General features: G+C 45.4%; 13 protein-coding genes. 2 read left to right on the forward strand and 11 right to left on the reverse strand.

Going from position 1 to position 17,624, the window contains the following annotated elements:
* Positions 1–435 precede the first annotated feature (435 nt).
* The 5 genes from AB4114_RS03420 to AB4114_RS03440 form a co-directional block, all read right to left on the reverse strand.
* Positions 436–3,534: a glycosyl hydrolase family 95 catalytic domain-containing protein gene (locus AB4114_RS03420; protein WP_441987143.1), complete on the reverse strand. Its 3,099-nt coding sequence runs from the start codon at positions 3,532–3,534 to the stop codon at positions 436–438.
* 46 nt (positions 3,535–3,580) lie between these two features.
* Positions 3,581–4,453 carry a carbohydrate ABC transporter permease gene (locus AB4114_RS03425; RefSeq protein WP_441987144.1) on the reverse strand — a complete coding sequence of 291 codons (873 nt, stop codon included), beginning with the start codon at positions 4,451–4,453 and terminating at the stop codon, positions 3,581–3,583.
* Between the two features lie 12 nt (positions 4,454–4,465).
* On the reverse strand, positions 4,466–5,320 hold the full coding sequence (locus AB4114_RS03430) for an ABC transporter permease (protein ID WP_246302770.1): 855 nt from the start codon (positions 5,318–5,320) through the stop codon (positions 4,466–4,468).
* A gap of 208 nt (positions 5,321–5,528) precedes the next feature.
* Positions 5,529–7,169: an extracellular solute-binding protein gene (locus tag AB4114_RS03435; RefSeq protein WP_441987145.1), complete on the reverse strand. Its 1,641-nt coding sequence runs from the start codon at positions 7,167–7,169 to the stop codon at positions 5,529–5,531.
* 234 nt (positions 7,170–7,403) lie between these two features.
* Complete coding sequence (locus tag AB4114_RS03440) at positions 7,404–9,758, reverse strand: helix-turn-helix domain-containing protein (protein ID WP_441987464.1); 2,355 nt, start codon at positions 9,756–9,758, stop codon at positions 7,404–7,406.
* A 211-nt stretch (positions 9,759–9,969) separates the two neighbouring features.
* Between AB4114_RS03440 and AB4114_RS03445 the strand changes: the two genes are divergently transcribed.
* Positions 9,970–10,962 (forward strand): aldo/keto reductase, encoded by a 993-nt coding sequence (locus AB4114_RS03445; protein WP_441987465.1) that lies wholly within the window; start codon positions 9,970–9,972, stop codon positions 10,960–10,962.
* 35 nt (positions 10,963–10,997) lie between these two features.
* Here AB4114_RS03445 and AB4114_RS03450 read toward each other — a convergent pair whose 3' ends face one another.
* The 3 genes from AB4114_RS03450 to AB4114_RS03460 form a co-directional block, all read right to left on the reverse strand.
* Positions 10,998–11,825, reverse strand: a complete 828-nt coding sequence (locus tag AB4114_RS03450) for an AraC family ligand binding domain-containing protein (protein ID WP_441987146.1) — start codon at positions 11,823–11,825, stop codon at positions 10,998–11,000.
* A gap of 47 nt (positions 11,826–11,872) precedes the next feature.
* Positions 11,873–12,481 (reverse strand): pentapeptide repeat-containing protein, encoded by a 609-nt coding sequence (locus tag AB4114_RS03455; RefSeq protein WP_441987147.1) that lies wholly within the window; start codon positions 12,479–12,481, stop codon positions 11,873–11,875.
* Between the two features lie 198 nt (positions 12,482–12,679).
* The gene (locus tag AB4114_RS03460; protein ID WP_441987148.1) at positions 12,680–13,561 is read right to left on the reverse strand and encodes an SDR family oxidoreductase; all 882 of its coding nucleotides are present in this window, start codon (positions 13,559–13,561) and stop codon (positions 12,680–12,682) included.
* Between the two features lie 133 nt (positions 13,562–13,694).
* Between AB4114_RS03460 and AB4114_RS03465 the strand changes: the two genes are divergently transcribed.
* Positions 13,695–14,693, forward strand: a complete 999-nt coding sequence (locus tag AB4114_RS03465) for a helix-turn-helix transcriptional regulator (protein ID WP_441987149.1) — start codon at positions 13,695–13,697, stop codon at positions 14,691–14,693.
* Between the two features lie 93 nt (positions 14,694–14,786).
* Here AB4114_RS03465 and AB4114_RS03470 read toward each other — a convergent pair whose 3' ends face one another.
* The 3 genes from AB4114_RS03470 to AB4114_RS03480 form a co-directional block, all read right to left on the reverse strand.
* Positions 14,787–15,317: a GrpB family protein gene (locus AB4114_RS03470; protein ID WP_441987150.1), complete on the reverse strand. Its 531-nt coding sequence runs from the start codon at positions 15,315–15,317 to the stop codon at positions 14,787–14,789.
* 475 nt (positions 15,318–15,792) lie between these two features.
* Entirely contained in the window at positions 15,793–16,944 is a 1,152-nt protein-coding gene (locus AB4114_RS03475; RefSeq protein WP_441987151.1) for an acyltransferase domain-containing protein, read from the reverse strand.
* A gap of 106 nt (positions 16,945–17,050) precedes the next feature.
* On the reverse strand, positions 17,051–17,530 hold the full coding sequence (locus AB4114_RS03480; protein ID WP_441987152.1) for a DinB family protein: 480 nt from the start codon (positions 17,528–17,530) through the stop codon (positions 17,051–17,053).
* Between the last annotated feature and the right edge of the window lie 94 nt (positions 17,531–17,624).

The following is a 17,624-nucleotide window of genomic DNA, read 5'->3' on the forward strand; positions in this document are numbered from 1 at the left end:
TCATTGTAAATTCGCGCTGGATCACGTTCAACTTTGTTTGGTACCAACAATGGTTACCCTGGCACCTGTTTCCCAGTATGCTTCACTGGTTAGAACCTGAATACTGCTTAGTTCTCAGTTCAATTGTATTTAAGTATGATTTACAGGCATGTAGAGAATGAATCAGCCCATCTTAGAAATCGTCTGTAGCTTTTTCTGAATGAGAAAACCTTCGGTAACCCGTTCGACCAGCACTCTCCAAGCTGAGAAATGCAAAAGGGCAAACTTTTCTCTAGCAAATACACGATTTCAGCTAGAATTGATGCAAAAAGGCATCAATTCCTGTATTTTCAGCTCTGTTCAGACCTTTTCGGCCCCAAAAGATGCCTTTTTGCATGTATGTAAAATGCTGAAGTGAATTTCCCTAAAAAGGATGCTCTTTTGCATTTTTGCCTTCTATAGATACGTGTAATTTTTATTGATAATCAATGTATTTACTCGCCATTGCAAGCCTTCATCGGTGCGAAATCTGATTCTGACGTAACCGTCCTTTCTCTGTGTGATAGGCAGAATCTCCGTGGTAAATTGACCCGCTTTCAATGCTATTTCTGGCTTCCACGTGGATTGCCCCACAATTTCAACCTCCGTATAGGATGGTGCACCCTTGTCGCCACATACGAAAAGCACATCATAACGCCCCTTCGGAAGCTCCACGATGAACGTGGCTTCACACGTGCCGCCGATGAAATCTCTGCGCAGCTCGTCAGGCTCTCCGCGATCCAGTGCAATAACATCTCTGCTTTCCCATCCGATTCCTGTGTAAGGAGTACACACCGTCTCAGGCGTTATTTTACGAAACGTTTGCCCCAGGACGCCTTCCATATGGATTTGTCTTGGCAGCACACGATGATAATCTTTGTCCAGCAAGTGAGCAGCTACCCCGAAATCAAGCCGATACGCAGCCAGCCTGGATTCACGATAATTGCCCGAGTAATAGTCAAAAGTAAAATGATCCAACGTTCTATAGTGCTGAGTGTCGTGGTTTTTGCCGAGAAATACTCTCCGATGGGTGTGGGCTTCGTGAACAATCGGATACCGCCTTGGTACGGATGGGTGATCTGGCTTGGGAAGAAACAGGACATCTTCAGATTGAGGGTAAATTGCATACTCACCATGCATCTCAGTTTCAAAGATAATACGATCATCCTTCTGTACAGAATCCACGGTATGCCAAGTTGAACCCAGTCTATATGAAACCAGTACGTGTTCATCCCTAGCAAAGGGATTGCGCATCACAACCTTGTTCCCTGCCCTGCTTCGAATCGTCACCCAAGTCGTGCGACCGTCTTTCATCTCGGCACTCACTTCAAATGCGCCTACGGCCAGCAATCTCTGAAAGGAACAATCGCGCCATTTCTCATATTGCTTTACATTCGTCTCGACCGCATGGTCATACAAACCAATCGACCGATCTGGTTCAGGCTCTCCTGAAGGCAATGCAGGGAACACCTCGATCACACCTTGATAGCTTTGCAGCAGCATTTCGTTCACCGCAGCTACCATTTCTCCCGATGCCTCCATCATGTGTGGATGGTACAAGGGTTCGTTCGTGATGTTGCAGTAATTCATCCAGCGTTCGGTTTCTTCTGCAAACAGACCGTTGCACCTGAGGGACAAGTCAATGCCTTGCTCATACAGCAGTCTTAGCGCCGTATTGCCCTTACCCAATCTGGAGGCCGCACAGGAAAGCCACCCGAACTGAAACATGCCGTATTCCGTCTGATGTTCAGCATACCGAAGCGTATTCTCTGCTCTTTTCCTCAACGTAATCTCACTGTCTTTGTTGATTTCTCCAATTGGATAAATCGGCATAAGCAGCGAAGGATGCCGCAAATGTAAGTCGACAGGTGCCCACTCTGAATCCCGCAGGACATCCCCATAGCGCTTGGAATCTGCCGTTGGATATGGCGCCAAATTGTCTATCAATTGTTTCCACTTCAGTTGATCTGCCTCATTTTCACCTAGCAAAGCATTCGCTTCAACAGCTATTTTCAACACATATTTGAGCGAAGACAGACTACAGGTTGAGTTTCGAGTCAAAGGCCCCTGTTCCGGCGAAATATCCGGGAATATCTCATAAAGTCCTGACCTCGGATTCACCTGTAAGTAGCCTTCGAAAAAACGTGCAATCTGCTTAAACAACGGGTATGCTTTATTCCTAAGAAAGTCATGGTCCATACTGTATCGATAGTAGTCCCACAGGAATTGCGCACACCAAGGCCAAATACTGACATACAACGCATGCGGGTAATCTCCGGCAATGCCTTCCAGACCATGAAATTGCTTCGACATCTGTGTCGCTAGATCAACGTAGGATAGCAGCCCTTCATTGAAAGCTTCCGCAACTTCGAGGTGATTAGCCGTATAGAGCGGCCAGAACGCCGCTTGAATATTCACATCCCAATACCACATGCTGCCCCACTTGGTCGGCTGTTTAATATCCCATAACCCGTTCAAGCCGCAAGCTTGCTCGCGCATTCTGCCGCCTTTACCACTGCAGCAAGCAATAGCATATAAATTGATGTACCAGAGTTCTTCCACCATTTTATCCGGCAAAATGATAGAGGAACGCGACCAGAAGCTGCGCCAATGTTCTTGATGAAAGGCTATCCGATCCTGCACGTGGGATGATGCCTCATTCAGTCTCCTTTGAGCAGTAGGAAGCAGCTCCTTCGTTTCCTCCTCCGTCACCACGGTTGCCAGCAACGTTATGTTTTCCTCTGCATCCTCAAGTACAATTCGGAGGGAACCGGCGGAACGATCGACCCGTCCCTTGGCCCCAATGATCTTCATCATCACAATGAACATGAAGGGTTCATATTGCTCCTTGTCCTCACCATCTGGATAAAAGCTTCCTTGGTAGTAGAAAGTCGAATCATCCAGCCCATGATAGGTCACCTTCATATCGACATATCGCCCTTGGGGAACTGCCATGGCAACCGATTGTAACAATAATGACGCTGTTTGCTTGATCTCGGTAATGACCAAGTCGCCATCCTGAGCGATTCTCGTCTTCACATCCAGCTGATCGAGTCCCTTCTCCACTTGCAAATGAATAACTGCCTTTTCCACATCAAGCTCTAGGGAATAATGATCAGGTTCTGCCAGACTGTCAGAAGGAAAGAGTCCCATTTCACCCGTCGGATAATGCGATGTGCCACCAGAGGGTTTGCCATATTTCCTGTACATACTGTTGCCAGATAACGCATCACCATATAGAAATATGGGGTCCTGTTCAGGATCGCGATACCTATCGGCAGCCAGTGTGTTCAGTTCGTCGAATGTCCGTCCATATTGCAGCGTGAAATTAGGTCCTTCCCCCTTGCGGTACTTCTGACTGTAACGATGGAGCTTCTGATAATAAACTTCATAATGATTAAGCGCTAGCGTCAGCTTGTTATCCTCGAAAAACGCCATGCCGCCAAAATGTCCGTTGCCGATCGGTAATGCCTCGTTCCAACTGCTCGGAGCATTCTCGAATGTAACGCCTCTCACACCTATCTCTCCTTCAGTCTATCTATTGTGGTGATACTAAGCGTATCTACTCCTTAATGGCCCCAATCATCACGCCTTGAACAAAATACTTCTGTAGGAACGGATACAAACAGATGATTGGCAGTGTCGAGACCATGATCGCAGCATACTTAATGGTTTCTCCGATGGCATATTTGTCGTCGCCTCCACCTGACATCATCGAATCCGTATTGTTGGAGATCAGAATTTCACGGAGCACTAACTGGAGGGGATAAGCTTCCCTATTCCGCAGATAGACCAGCGCGTTAAAGTAGGAATTCCAATGCCCAACCGCATACCACAAAATCATGACGGCAATGACGGGCATCGAAAGCGGAATGACAATTCGGAACAGAATCTTCCAGTCTCCTGCGCCATCCATTCTAGCCGACTCCTCCAAACTGACCGGGATGCCCTGAAACGAAGTACGCATAATAATCATATTGAACGTGTTGATCGCACCTGGGATGAGAATGGCCCACATGGTATTCATCATCCCGAGATCGTTCACGAGCAGGTAACTCGGAATAAGTCCCCCATGGAACACCATGGTCACGACAATAAAGAACATGATGATGTTTTTAAAATAGAGATTGGGTCTGGACAATACGTAAGCGCCGATTGCCGTCATCAGCAGGTTTATCGCCGTACCGAGAACCACATAAATCAGCGTGTTCTGATACCCTTTCACGATCATCGGGTTCTCGAAAACAGCTTTGTACGCGCCCAGATCAAAGCCTGCCGGTTTGAGCATAATACCGCGTTGCTGCAGCAGGGATGTCGCATCACTCAGCGAGGCAAGTGCCACGTACAAGAAGGGATATAAGGTGACCGCGCAAAGTACGAGCATGAATAACATATTGATGTAGCCAAATGTGCGCTCTCCACGGGTTAGTTTCATATGCAAATCTCCTTACCACAGTTTGTTCTCACTAATCCGCTTAACAAAGCTATTGGCCGCTACAATCAGAACAAAGCTGATCACCGAGTTGAATAGACCCACAGCTGCTGTAAAGCTATAACTTGCTTCTAGTACCCCTTTGCGATACACATAGGTTGAGATCACGTCTGCTGTTCCGTAGGTTAGTGGATTGTAAAGCAGAAGCACCTTTTCACTGCCAACCGTCAGCATATTCCCCATTTGCAAAATAAATAAGATAACGATCGTCGGCATGATACCTGGAATCGTAATATGCAGCGTCTGCTTCCAGCGGTTTGCGCCATCCATCCTCGCCGCTTCATACAGCGTTGGATCGATGGTAGACATCGCCGCCAAATAAACGATGGAGCCCCAGCCAATTCCTTGCCAGATGCCAGAGGAAACGAACAGAAATCGGAACCAGCCTTCTTTTTGCAAGAAATCAATCGGTTCAATGCCAAAGCTGCCTATGATTTGATTGATAAGTCCATTGCGGCTTAGAAAGTCAATCATCATCCCCGCCACGACAACAATCGAAATGAAATGCGGCAAATAGGAGATCGACTGCACGACTCTTTTAAACACACTCTGGCGGATTTCGTTAAGCAACAACGCTAGAATAATCGCTGCAGGGAAGCCGAACAGCAAATCGTAAAGGTTAATTAAGATCGTATTCTTGATTAATCGCCAGAAGTAAATCCCGTTAAAAAAGCTTTCAAAATGTTTAAAGCCCACCCATGGACTTCCCAAAATCCCTTTCGCTGGGGAGAAGTCTTTAAACGCAATTTGCAATCCGTACATCGGTCCATAATGAAAAATCAAATAATACGCTATAACGGGAATAGCCATCACATAAATGGACCAATGCCGTTTCAAATCCCCACGTATGGTTGCCAGAACAGTCGGATTGCGATAGGTTTTCGTTGTATTTACGGCCTGTGCGGCCTCTATAGGTGCATGGCTTTGCCTCATCGTTTCCCCTACCCTTTCAGTCAATGTCTCTAATTAGAAAAAGGGGATAAACTAGACTCTCGTTCACCCCCAGTTAAACCTTGTCTTAACGTTTATTGAAACGCTCCAAAGCTCCTTGCTGGATTTTGATCGCATCATCAATGCCCATGCTCTTAATCTTTTTCACATATTGGTCAAAGTTATCAATCGGTTCCACGCCCATGATGAATTTCAACAGCATTTCGTCTTGATACGTCTGAATGTCCGTCACGATCGAAGCGAATTTGCTGCTTTCATCCTGTGTCGGAGAAACGAGCGGGATCTTACGCTCAGCTGTTGGTTTCGACCAGATTTCCAAGGCTTTCTTCTGCTGTGGCAACGCGAGATATTGCATTTGGAAATTATCGCTAAGGACAAATGGAGCACTCCACGTTGCACGGTTATATTTGGCAATGGATTGCTGTATGCTTGTGCCCGCTGGTGGATTCAAAATTTCAGGAAGGAACGTCGCTTTGCCGTTTTCCATCTTGTAGCTTGTGCCTTCGACACCGTAGTTAAATAACAAATCGCCTTTCTCACTGTAAGCGTAATCAAGCCATTTAACAGTTTCGATTGGATTTTTGTTAACGGCCGAAATGGCTGCGCCTACGCCGTTATAAGCGAAATCCTTTTGTCCCCAAATCGCTTTATCGCCAGCTTTCAATACGGGATAAGGAGCTGCTTCCAAATCAAATTTGGGGTCTTTATCCTTCATGAGTCCTGCGAATTTACCGATGCCTCCCCCATTGAAAGATGCGGTCGCACCCAAAAGGTTCGTCGTCATTTTGTTATCGAATAATTTATCGTTAGGCGCTGCAAAATCCTTATCAAGCAGGCCTTCTTTGTACCATTTGTTCATCGTGGCTAGGAAGTCCTTATATTCAGGCTGAATCGGACCGTATTTCACTGTGCCGCTGTCTTGATAGAAGCTGTAATTGATACCCCATGCTCCGAGGAATGGTGCATCTGTCGAGAAGAGATTTTTATCCAGATAGATTGGAATCTCATCCGCTTTTCCGTTGCCATTCGGATCCTTTTCTTTAAATGCTTTCAATACGGTGTACCATTCGTCAATGGTCGTCGGCATTTTGAGCCCCAATTTATCCAACCAATCCTGGCGAATCGATGGGCCGAAGAACACTCTGACCTTGTCATCACCACGTAAGAATGGGAATGCGTAGATGCTTCCTTCGTCCGTTGAAATTTGCTTTTTCCAGTCGGGATGATCAGCAAGCAGTTTTTTCAGGTTCGGCGCATACTTATCGATGAGATCATTGAGCTTAATGATTTTCTTATCTAAAATTGCTTTCTCCGGTCCGCCTGGATAACGAATAACGGCACCGCTTGTTGCTCCCCAGCTTGCCTCAATCACGTCCGGAAGTTCGTTTGTCGCAATCATTAAGTTGAATTGTTCTTGTGCTTGCGGTACCTCGAGGGGTGGATGCTGGAAATCAACTTTCACGCCAGTAGCTTTTTCGAGCTCCTTATACATGCCCATTTCTGCGTACGTTTTCATTTGACCGGAGGCTGCGGAGTGATTAGCTACCCAATACGTTAATTTCGTCAATTTGGGTGGCTGGGCATTCGCACTTGATTGTGGCGTTGATGTTGAGCTCGTGCTGCCCGTATCATCGCCGCATGCGGTTACTGAAATAACTAGGGCAGAAAGCAATACAATAGATCCGACTTGTTTGAAACTTTTCTTCATTTTTCTAGCCTCCCTTTAATATGCGTAACGCTTCACTTGATTGGTACCGGTGATCTCATCATCATCAGCACCTGTTCCCAAGTATGCTTCTCCCGTCCGAATATGAATACCGCCTAGTTCTCATTTCAATTGTATTTTCCTAAGAAATACGAGCGTTCTGAGAAATCATCAGCCCGTATTAGAAATCGGCAGTAGCTATTTCGAAAAAAATAAGCAGCCCCTCAAGGCTGCTCTTTAAGTGTCTGAGCCGGTATTCTCCGTTAAGCTCGTTTCACGATATTTTCCTGGCGTTACACCTTCAAGCTTCTTAAAGGCTCGGATGAAGACGACATCATTGTTGTAACCGACCTTCTGTGCAATCTGGACAATCGTCAGTTCTTTGTTTTGCATGAGCTGCTTCGCTTGAAGAATCCGTTTCGTCGTGATGTAATCCAGCAGATTCTGCCCTTGATGTTTTTTGAAGAATGTGGACAAATACTGCGGTGTCATCTGGATACGTTCCGCAATCTGTGCAACCCCTAGGTTGGAGTCACCTAGATTATCGTGCACGATACCGACAATTTCCTGAAGTCTACTCGAGCTGTGATCCGAACGATCAAGATTAAACGAACGGGTAAGCGTCTCGTATAGCTCCTTCGTTTTTGTATACATGCCCTGTGCCGTTGGATAGCTGAATACCTCTCTGATCGGATCAAAGTCTGCACCAAGCACTTCTTCTTGATTCGTATTCGTTGAGTTCATAATTTTCAAGAGCGTACTCGTCACATTGAAAAACAAGGCTTTACCTAGCTCTGGAGTGATCTGATTGGCATCGAAATTCATCGCATACATTTTATCGAGCAATTTCCCTACATTTTCGGCATCGCCGCTGCGCACAAAATTAATCAACTGAATCTCGATTTCCAACGGATAATAATAGTGCTGCTTCCCATCAACAATTTCCTGGAAATAAATAATGGTATGTTTCCCCTGAATAAGTCGATATTCAAGCGCCGCCAGTGCTTCTGGATATGAATCGCGAATGGCTTTGGGTCCTTCATGAATGCCACCAATAGCAATGGTGATACCGATTTGGAAGCGTTGCGACATGATCGTGAAGAGCGAATGGGCAATTTCCCGAATATCCGCTTCAGCGAATTTCTCCCGATTTGCCGATAGATTCATGAGGAGTGCAATCCGATCACGGTCGAGTTCAAGCGAGTATCCGCGATGATGAGCGGCGATGAGATCCGCACCAATATTTGAGGCAATAAATCTGGCATGGGCCCATTGCTGCTCATCTTCACCTAGTAAATGAATATCCTCAAGCTTCACGATAAGAACTGCAAAACGATCACTTACAAATTTGAGATCCATGAACTGCAACGAATCTCCGTTTGCAGCCGAGATATCCACATCCATGTGTCCATTTAGAAGCCGGGACAAGTAATTGGCCCGAATGAAAGGCGCTTGCTGCGCCAAGGTACTCCGCAGATGTTTCTCTTCATGGATAGAGCCTTCAACGGTTAGCCTGATAAACTCATATTCATTCGAGAAAGGACGCTTGATCAACTCTTTTCCAGACATAATCGCATTCACGGTTTTCTGCAGCGGTTTATACGTACGATATACCCCGATGCTGACGGCAATGAGTCCGGCAAACAAACAGAGGATGAATAGACCGACTGACCAACTTTTGATTTGATTCACCTGCTGCATGAAAACATCGTTTGGCATAATGGATACGTATTTCCATCCTGCTTTCTGCGAAGAGGAAACGGATACCACTTGATCTACACTTGCGAGTCGGTAATCGAATGGTTCTGTGCTGCCATGTATACGAGCTAGTAAATCAGACGGAAACGGGGTCTCACTGTTGCTCATAATCGTTTTTCCTGCATCATCAATAATGTAGACTAAACTATGGCTTGCCGATTCCATCTGTGCAAACAATTGCTTCACCTGATCGACGTCGATCAAAACGATAAAGCTTCCCAGATTTTGAGATTGTGAATGAACAGGGAGTGACTGTATATACGTAATAACATCCTTCGGTGTTTGATCGGATCCATTGGATACCGAACTGAGCGGCAAGTACGACATACGGTGCTCCTGATCCAAAAGCTGAAGCCAACTTTCATACGACATGTCCTTATAGGAGTAGTAGAGGGAATAAAAGATACGCGAATTCGTCACCAAATCCGATTTGACAATCGAATCACTGCTTGCGAAGTACACATAGTAATCTAAAATGAAGCTGCTAGTCATACTGTGATACTTGCTCATCTTGTCCCGCATGAATTGGATAAATTCGTATTTGTCCGTATCCGTCGAGTTTGAGGGAATTCTAAGCATATAGTCCAGCTTCGGATCAAACACGACTTGGCGCATTAACGTATCCACTTCCGATAATTTGTTATCAAGTGACAGTTTCAGCTGCTCCAGCATGGCTACATTGGATCTTGTCGAGCTCTTCTCCAAGCTTTGTTCTACCTTCGCGTACAGAAAAAGCCCCATTGCAAGCGGTATCAATAAAATAAATAAATTGGAGGCGATGATCGTTGAAAGTGCACTTTTGCGACTATTGAAAAGACGTATAAGGAAAGGCATTTTCAAACCAAGTTCACCATCCAGTCCGAGAACGAATTTACTAAAAATTGTAGCCTCTCTTCATCAAAGTTGCAATATCGCATTTTACGTTCTATCGAGGTAGGGCACCTAAGAACGGACATTAGGACATAAATAACATCCTTGTGAACATTGTCTTATGAATCAAATATCTCTAGAATGAAACGTATTCACACCATTAGGAGGTTCAATGATGAGTTATTCAGCTAGTACATCCAGATATGATTCCATGACTTATAACCGAAGTGGTCGCAGCGGCCTGAAGCTGCCAGCCATTTCGTTAGGACTTTGGCATAATTTCGGCGGGATTGACACGTTTGAGAATGGCAGAACGATGCTCAAGAGAGCGTTTGATTTGGGGATTACGCATTTCGATTTAGCGAATAATTACGGACCGCCGCCTGGTTCAGCAGAAGAAATGTTCGGGAAGATGCTCAAAGGTGATCTTGCTGCCTATCGAGACGAACTTATCATTTCGACGAAAGCGGGATATTACATGTGGCCGGGGCCTTACGGGGAATGGGGTTCCAAGAAGAACTTGATTGCCAGCTTGGACCAAAGCTTGAAGCGGATGCAAGTGGACTATGTCGACATCTTTTATCATCACCGTCCAGATCCGAATACACCGCTTGAAGAAACGATGGCTGCACTGCATCAAATCGTTCAACAAGGCAAAGCGCTATACGTTGGTATTTCTAACTATAAGCCTGAAGAAACCAAAGAAGCCTCCCGTATCTTGAAACGACTTGGGACGCCTTGTGTGATTCATCAACCGAGTTATTCCATGATGAACCGTTGGATTGAAGATGGTCTTCAGGATGTGTTGGAAGAGGAAGGAATCGGCTCGATTGCCTTTTCACCGTTGTTCAAAGGGATTCTTACAGACCGTTATTTGAACGGTATCGATCCGGATTCACGAGCTGCAAGCTCAAGTGTATTCCTTAAAGAATCCGATATTAATGAAGAACGAATTTCGAAGGTCAGACAATTAAACATACTTGCAGCTGAACGTGGCCAGAAAATGTCTCAGATGGCACTAGCGTGGGTGTTGCGCGGTGGTCGAGTCACATCAGCTCTTATCGGTGCGAGTAAAGTCAGCCAAATTGAAGATGCGGTTGATGCATTGAAAGTGGCCACATTTACCCAAGAGGAATTAGACCTTATCGATGGGATTTTGAATTCCTAAGCTGACGCAAACTCGGGCGAATATCAGGCGTTCTTCTATGTCTGATTCCGAAATTGTTTCGGGGATACACCTTTTACGCGCTTAAACATTTTGGAGAAGATCAATTGATCCTGATACCCGACCGAGTTCGCAATTTCCCCTATGGCATAGTTGCTCCTCTCCAGTAATTCACTTGCTTTATTCATCCGATATTGCAGGAGATATTGCTGGGGAGGCAGCCCTGTCGCTTCTTTGAAAATAGCCGAAAAATATTTACGATCCAGCTTCAGAAGTGCAGCAAGCCCCTCGATCGAAATAGGCTCATTGTAATGAGCATGGATAAATTCCATAGCTTGGATCATATAACTATCCCATTTAGTAGGAAGTACATCCCCAACCGAAGAGGCGGGAGCCGCTTCAAGCAGTGCCGTCATAAATTCATACAAGTTGACTTTCAGCTGTAAATCAGCACTATGGGTATGGGCATTAGCCTCCGTTAATTGTTCATACATGCTCGGCATAACTTTCCGATCCATTGGAAAAACGGGCTGCTCCGGCGATAATCGTGTTCGAGATAAGATCGATTCCACTTGTACCCCTTGAAAGCCAATCCACGAATACGTCCAAGGCTCAGCCTCATCCGCTTCATAATAGCTAATCACATGTGGGTATATGAGAAATCCCTGCCCTGGATTCAGCTGATGTGTCTCATTTCCGATTCGGACAATTCCCGTGCCTTTATGAATAAAATGAATCTTGTACAAATCACGAACCCCTGGCCCTACGGTATGACCGGGTTTACAATCCTCTTTGCCCCAATACAACAAATGTAGATCCGGATCCTTCCGATATAAACGTTCCTGATTGTAATGAAAGATCGCCATTCGTTACCATCGCCTCCTCTGTGCACAGACATTATACCATAAAGGGATTATCCATTTATCTTGGCACCATGAGAAAGCGTAAATAAGACAGCTTGCTCTCGGTCCATTCGCATGCCCGTGATGGAAAATGTTTTGAAATCTACGCCAGCCATTTGGGCACCTCTCACATCGGTGTCTTGTAGCTTGGCTTTTGCGAAGATTGCCATGGTTAGATCACAATCTCTTAAATCAGCTTTTTCCAAGTTAGATCCGGAGAAATCAGCTTCATGAAAATTAACCCCGCGCAAATCCTGTCTTACTAATCGACTAAGCCTTAAATTCGTATAAGACCAATCCCCGCGATTAATCGTAATCCCATCTAAATTCGCGTTCGAGAAATCCGATCCCATCATTTTACAGTTATCGAATTTGGTAACGAACAGATTGGCACCATTAAAGGTGCAATTTTCAAAAGCGGATTCTTTATGTAGGGAGCCATTTAACGAAGCTCCGCGAAAGTCACATGCAATGAAGCGACAGTTACTGGTATTAATCTCATCTAAAGAACCGTTCGCAAACGAGCATCCATCAAATATGCAACTAATCAGCTCGCCGTATCTTAAATCTTGCGTACCAAAGTTAACTCCTGAATAAGTCTGATTCATTTGCTGAAACATGAACTGCCTCCTAAGTGTAGTTATTTTAATATAGCACACGGCAGTCAAGTACCTGCATACCATCGATTGAAAGTCAATAATTTTATTTTTTTCATAAGAAAAAACGCCACCATGGCTTCAACTTGAAGCTTCCGATGTCGCTTTATTCATAAGAAACCATCATATAAGAAAAAAAGCCATCTGCAAAGGGAAGCAAACTCAGAAACCATTCTCCTGAGCGTACCTTCCCCAATGTGGACTGCGCCCATCGATATCGATGAAGCCATAGTCGTCGGACAAAGACCAGGAACTTAGCAGTTGCCCGGATTTCTCCGCCACTTGCGGATCAGCAGCGAGTGCGGCTATCCCCCGAGCAAGGAAATAGGGGGTCTCGGACTGTAAGAAATGTATGTCCTGCTCGCTAGCATCACGCCAATTCTCCTCCTGCACCCCGAAATAATCCAGCATCGCTTCAGATCGAAGGAAACCTGGCGTTACAGCAAGTGCAGTCACACCGTGCGGTTTCAGATCAGCGGCCATCGCCTGCGCCAGATGAGAAACTCCGATTTTGGCCAGACTATAATACAAGTTACCCCGATAGTGATAGCCGACACCATCTGTAATTTCTACAATTAGCCCAGCCTTGCGTTCAACCATCAAAGGAGCCGCGTAGTAGGCAGTCATGATATGAGAGTGAACAGCTTGTTTCTGAATCAACAGCCCGTTTGTGAGAGAGGACTCCCAGAAGCCTTTGCCCCATTCGGTAAGCGGGTCACCTCCCCAGAGATCATTCACAAGAATATCCAGTCGCCCCTGCTGCTCACTCTTAATCTGATTGAACAGCGCCACAACATCCTCTTCCTTCGTATGATCCATGCAGACTGCGATGCCTTCGCCCCCTGCTTGCGTTACAAGTTCAGCCGTTTCCTCAATCGTCTCTGGCCGGTTCATCGGCGATCGCTTCGCCCGCGTCGAACGTCCTGTCACATAGACTGTTGCGCCAGCACGGCCGAGCTCAATTGCAATCGCACGCCCAGCTCCCCGAGTCGCTCCTGCCACCAAGGCAATTTGATTGTGCAATGGTTGATTTGTCGTAGTCATGGAACCAACTCCTTCAATGATTAGATAGTAGACTGTAAATATCTTAAACTTAGTCTAATTGTAGCTAATGAATCATGTCATCTGTTGTCATATATGTGTGTTAGAATCAAATTACACATGAAGGGGGATGCAAATGAGAGCGGATCGGTTATTGCAAATTATGATGTTGTTGCAAACACGCGGCGGCATGACGACTCGAGAGTTAGCCGCGAGACTGGAAGTGTCGGAACGGACAATCCATCGAGATATGGAAGCACTAGGCACAGCGGGAGTTCCCATCTATGCGGAACGCGGATCTGCAGGTGGTTGGCGGCTAATGGAAGGATATCGAGCGGATTGGGCTGGGCTGCACAAAGATGAGCTGCTAGCATTACTAGCCGCTGAACCCCATCGACATTTAACCGATCTCGGTTTCGGAGATGCTTATGAAGCGGCAGTGTTGAAAGTGCTGGCTTCACTCTCTCCTTCGTTGCGACGCGATGCCGATTATATGCGCCAACGGGTTTATGTGGATGCGGCAGGCTGGCATCAAAATGTCGAAGAATTACCGTGGTTATCCCTCCTACAGGAAGCCGTGTGGGAAGACCGAAAACTTCGACTGCTATACGCCTCAGGTGGCGACTCCGCAGCAAGCGAACGCGTCGTCAGCCCTCTCGGGCTTGTCCTCAAGGGTTCTCTCTGGTATCTCGTCGCCAGTGGTGTCGAGAAGGAACCCCGCACCTATCGTGTTTCACGCATCCAGGATGCTTCCTTACTGGATGCGCCGGTTGTGCGCCCGGATCACTTCAACCTCGCTGCTTATTGGCAGCGTTCGGTCGACCTGTTCCGCAGCGGACTTCCACACTACGCGGCGCAAGCACTCGTGCATCCGAGCGTCTCCACTCGGCTCGAGATGACCCGCTTCGTTCGTGTAGCCGCATGGCACGAGGAACACGAAGAAGCAACCAGTTCGGCAAGCGCCAATGTTCCCGTGATCTGGCGCAAAGCTGATCTGGAGTTCAACACGCTGAGCTCCGCGTGCGAAATTCTGCTTGGCTTTGGAACCATGGTCCGTGTCTTGGAACCATTAGAGCTCTGTGAAGCTCTGCTAGAAGCGGCGAACAACATTACTTCTATGTATAGCAGCAAGTGATGACTCACAATAAATATGCTTGCCGCCATGTCCCTATGCTTTTCGCCTATGTATCGCACGAACTTGGAAATTTATGGATACTTCGTGAAAGACTCATTCCCTTCTTATCCTTTCCTCTTCTCCCCATCGCAGAGCTTTCTCAACCAAGTGATTGATGCGATCTTCTTTCACTTGCTGGTATTGATCATTCGGATAGGACGCTAATATGTCCAGCTTGAGTTGACCGTATTTTGCAGCTTCAGTCGGGTGATGCATCAAATAAGCCTTAAAATCTAAATAGGTCAGTATCCTCGAATCCCCCAGCTGATAAATATGAACGTGATGCGTACGTTGTAGATCTCCTTTGGAGAAATATCGTCTATTCGGAATGCCATTCTCCCCTCTTACTCGGTATCCAGCATCGATCATTTGCACGTTACATACATCCACTTGCTCGATATTTTTTACGATGATCAAAATGTCGATAATGGGTTTCGCGTACCCGATTGAGGGCACCGAAGTACTTCCAACGTGATGGATATCAACAATTTCTGATTGAAAAATATCCTGTAGAACGTTGGACTCCACCTCAAATTGTTGGTTCCATTCATTTGTCCAAGGTGAAATCATCCATTGTCTCTCCAATTCGTTTACTCCTCCTATACGCAGGCTGCTTCTATCGTACTAGTCGTATTTCCCACTATTTCGATATAAATTGGATAAAACCTCCTCGCGACTTTCGTTGCAGTACGTTGCATACTTGTACTAACTGGAAAATATACAGCTATTTACGAGAATTTTCCTCGAAATTTCGATTTAACTGGAAAACATGTAGTTAATATCGGCTCTTTTGCTCAGATTGGGTGAAATGGTTAAAATTAACTGTAGGTTATCCATTTATTCTGCGTTTAATTGGAAAATTTTAAAATTTAACTACATAAAATCCATCTATTTGCCGGGAGCTGGGGGCCGGGAGCTGGGAGCCAGGGGCTGGGAGCTGGGAGCCCGGAGCCGGGAGCTGGGAGCCCGGGGCAGGGACCGCAATCGCCAAATCAGGCGAAAACCAAAAAGGAGCATTGCCGCGGCAAGCTCCTCCAACTATCGTTTCTCGATAGTGTCCCTATTTGTCTTCTTTTTGATAAGTAACCGTTCCGAAATCACCACTTATATCAAGAAATACACCATGCATATCAAAGATCTCTTTATCTTCTTCCAAATAACCAAGGACCTTTCTCCTTAACGATGTGTCCGGCTTAGCATCCTTTACCTCGGTCAATTCATTAAATACGAAATTCCATAAAAAACGAACCGAACCCGCTGTCGGATAGAGATAAAACTGCTCTTGGAACCTGACAATATTGCTGGTAGGCGGTAACATTTCCCGAAGTTGTGGCGTAAAGAGCCATGTATGGCATGCCATCCCCTTATACTGGACTTCCGGGAAATACGTTGCATAAAATTCCTTCGCTTGAATGTAAGTGTCTTTGATTTGATCCATATCAAAAGCCGTATCTCTCGGGATATGAATCTCAAGCATCGTATCATCCTTGTCCAATACTTTTTCCCACTCATCCCGCATAAGCTTCACAGGTTCGTTTAAGCCTTTGCCGTCAGGCGTAATAGGATTTCCTATGAAATATTCTTCGGTTTCCTCATATTCCGTCACAAAACCATCGGTAGTCTTCTCTTTATTGCAGACGCCTTGCTTATCACCATTCGCTCTTAATTCCATCCCTGCGCTGCATAAAAGCAATATACGATCTTCTTTCGCATTGTAAAAGCCTTTGACGACCCCAGAAAAATTGGTTGCGATAAACTGCATGCCACCAATCCGGAACATTCTGGCCTCCAGATGCCTCCAGATCCAACTGAAATTTCTAATGGCATAATAGCCGACTAAATTATAGGCATTTTGAACCCAAACACCGATATCCCTTAAGGTTTCTACAAATAACTCTTCACTCAGTCCTCTTTCGGCATACTTCTGCTCAGCCAGAGGCAGTCTTTGCAGTGCTGCATGCAAATATAACAGGGAAGCCGAATTTCCGAGTACTTCTTCCACATAAGGATCTATCGCCAGCGGTTCCCACACGGTTGTCCAATAGCCACTTTCAATATTATTCTTATAAAATGACATATAAATATCAAAAAGTTTTTGATCATTATTTATATGATCGACGATGTTCATCAAGATTTCGGTTGCGCCTTCAGGCATCAAAATTTTCCGACAATACTGCTGAGTAATTTCTTTGGATAATAATAAAAATTCCATTCCTATACTCCTTTCAAATTAAACAAGGCCCCAAACACATTGCCATATTGTCTCCAATTATAACCTATTGTCTTGAAAGAAAGTAATGACATCACAACCAAACGAGCTACAATACCGTTAATATTTGATTTTTATGATGATTGTCGTGATCGTTAAATTCGTGAATGATGTACAGCAATGAATAGGGCGTGCCGGTGTGCGGGCAATTTTCTATTCCATTCACGGTAACATGTTTAGCAACAATATCGGTCTCTGCTAACAAAATGTCAACCAGCTCAAGACGCGTTTGCTTGAATTCATCGAGTAAGCGGTCATTTGAAATCCCCGATCGAGCATATTCATAAGCTAGTCTGTTGAACGAATCGAAATCCGGAAACGTCATACCTTCACCATTTGTAATTGCTGGGATAATCATCGAGATTAAGTAAGAATCCCAGTTTTGAAGATGCGATACGATTTCTCCTATGGATGCTTTTCCTTCAGCAATAGGCTGTAACCACATACTCTCGGGGACTTCTCGTAACGTATCTGTCCAGTTTGTGAATTCTTTATACCGAAGAATCGTATTTGTATTCAAGCTAATCATATTGGAATCTCCATTTCATTGTGGAATAATACCCCATCCCAATAATACCGAATATACGTTCTCATGTGAAGCAGTAATTTTACAATGCACATGT

It is taken from the genome of Paenibacillus sp. 2RAB27 (assembly GCF_052115445.1).
Taxonomy (GTDB): domain Bacteria; phylum Bacillota; class Bacilli; order Paenibacillales; family NBRC-103111; genus Paenibacillus_E.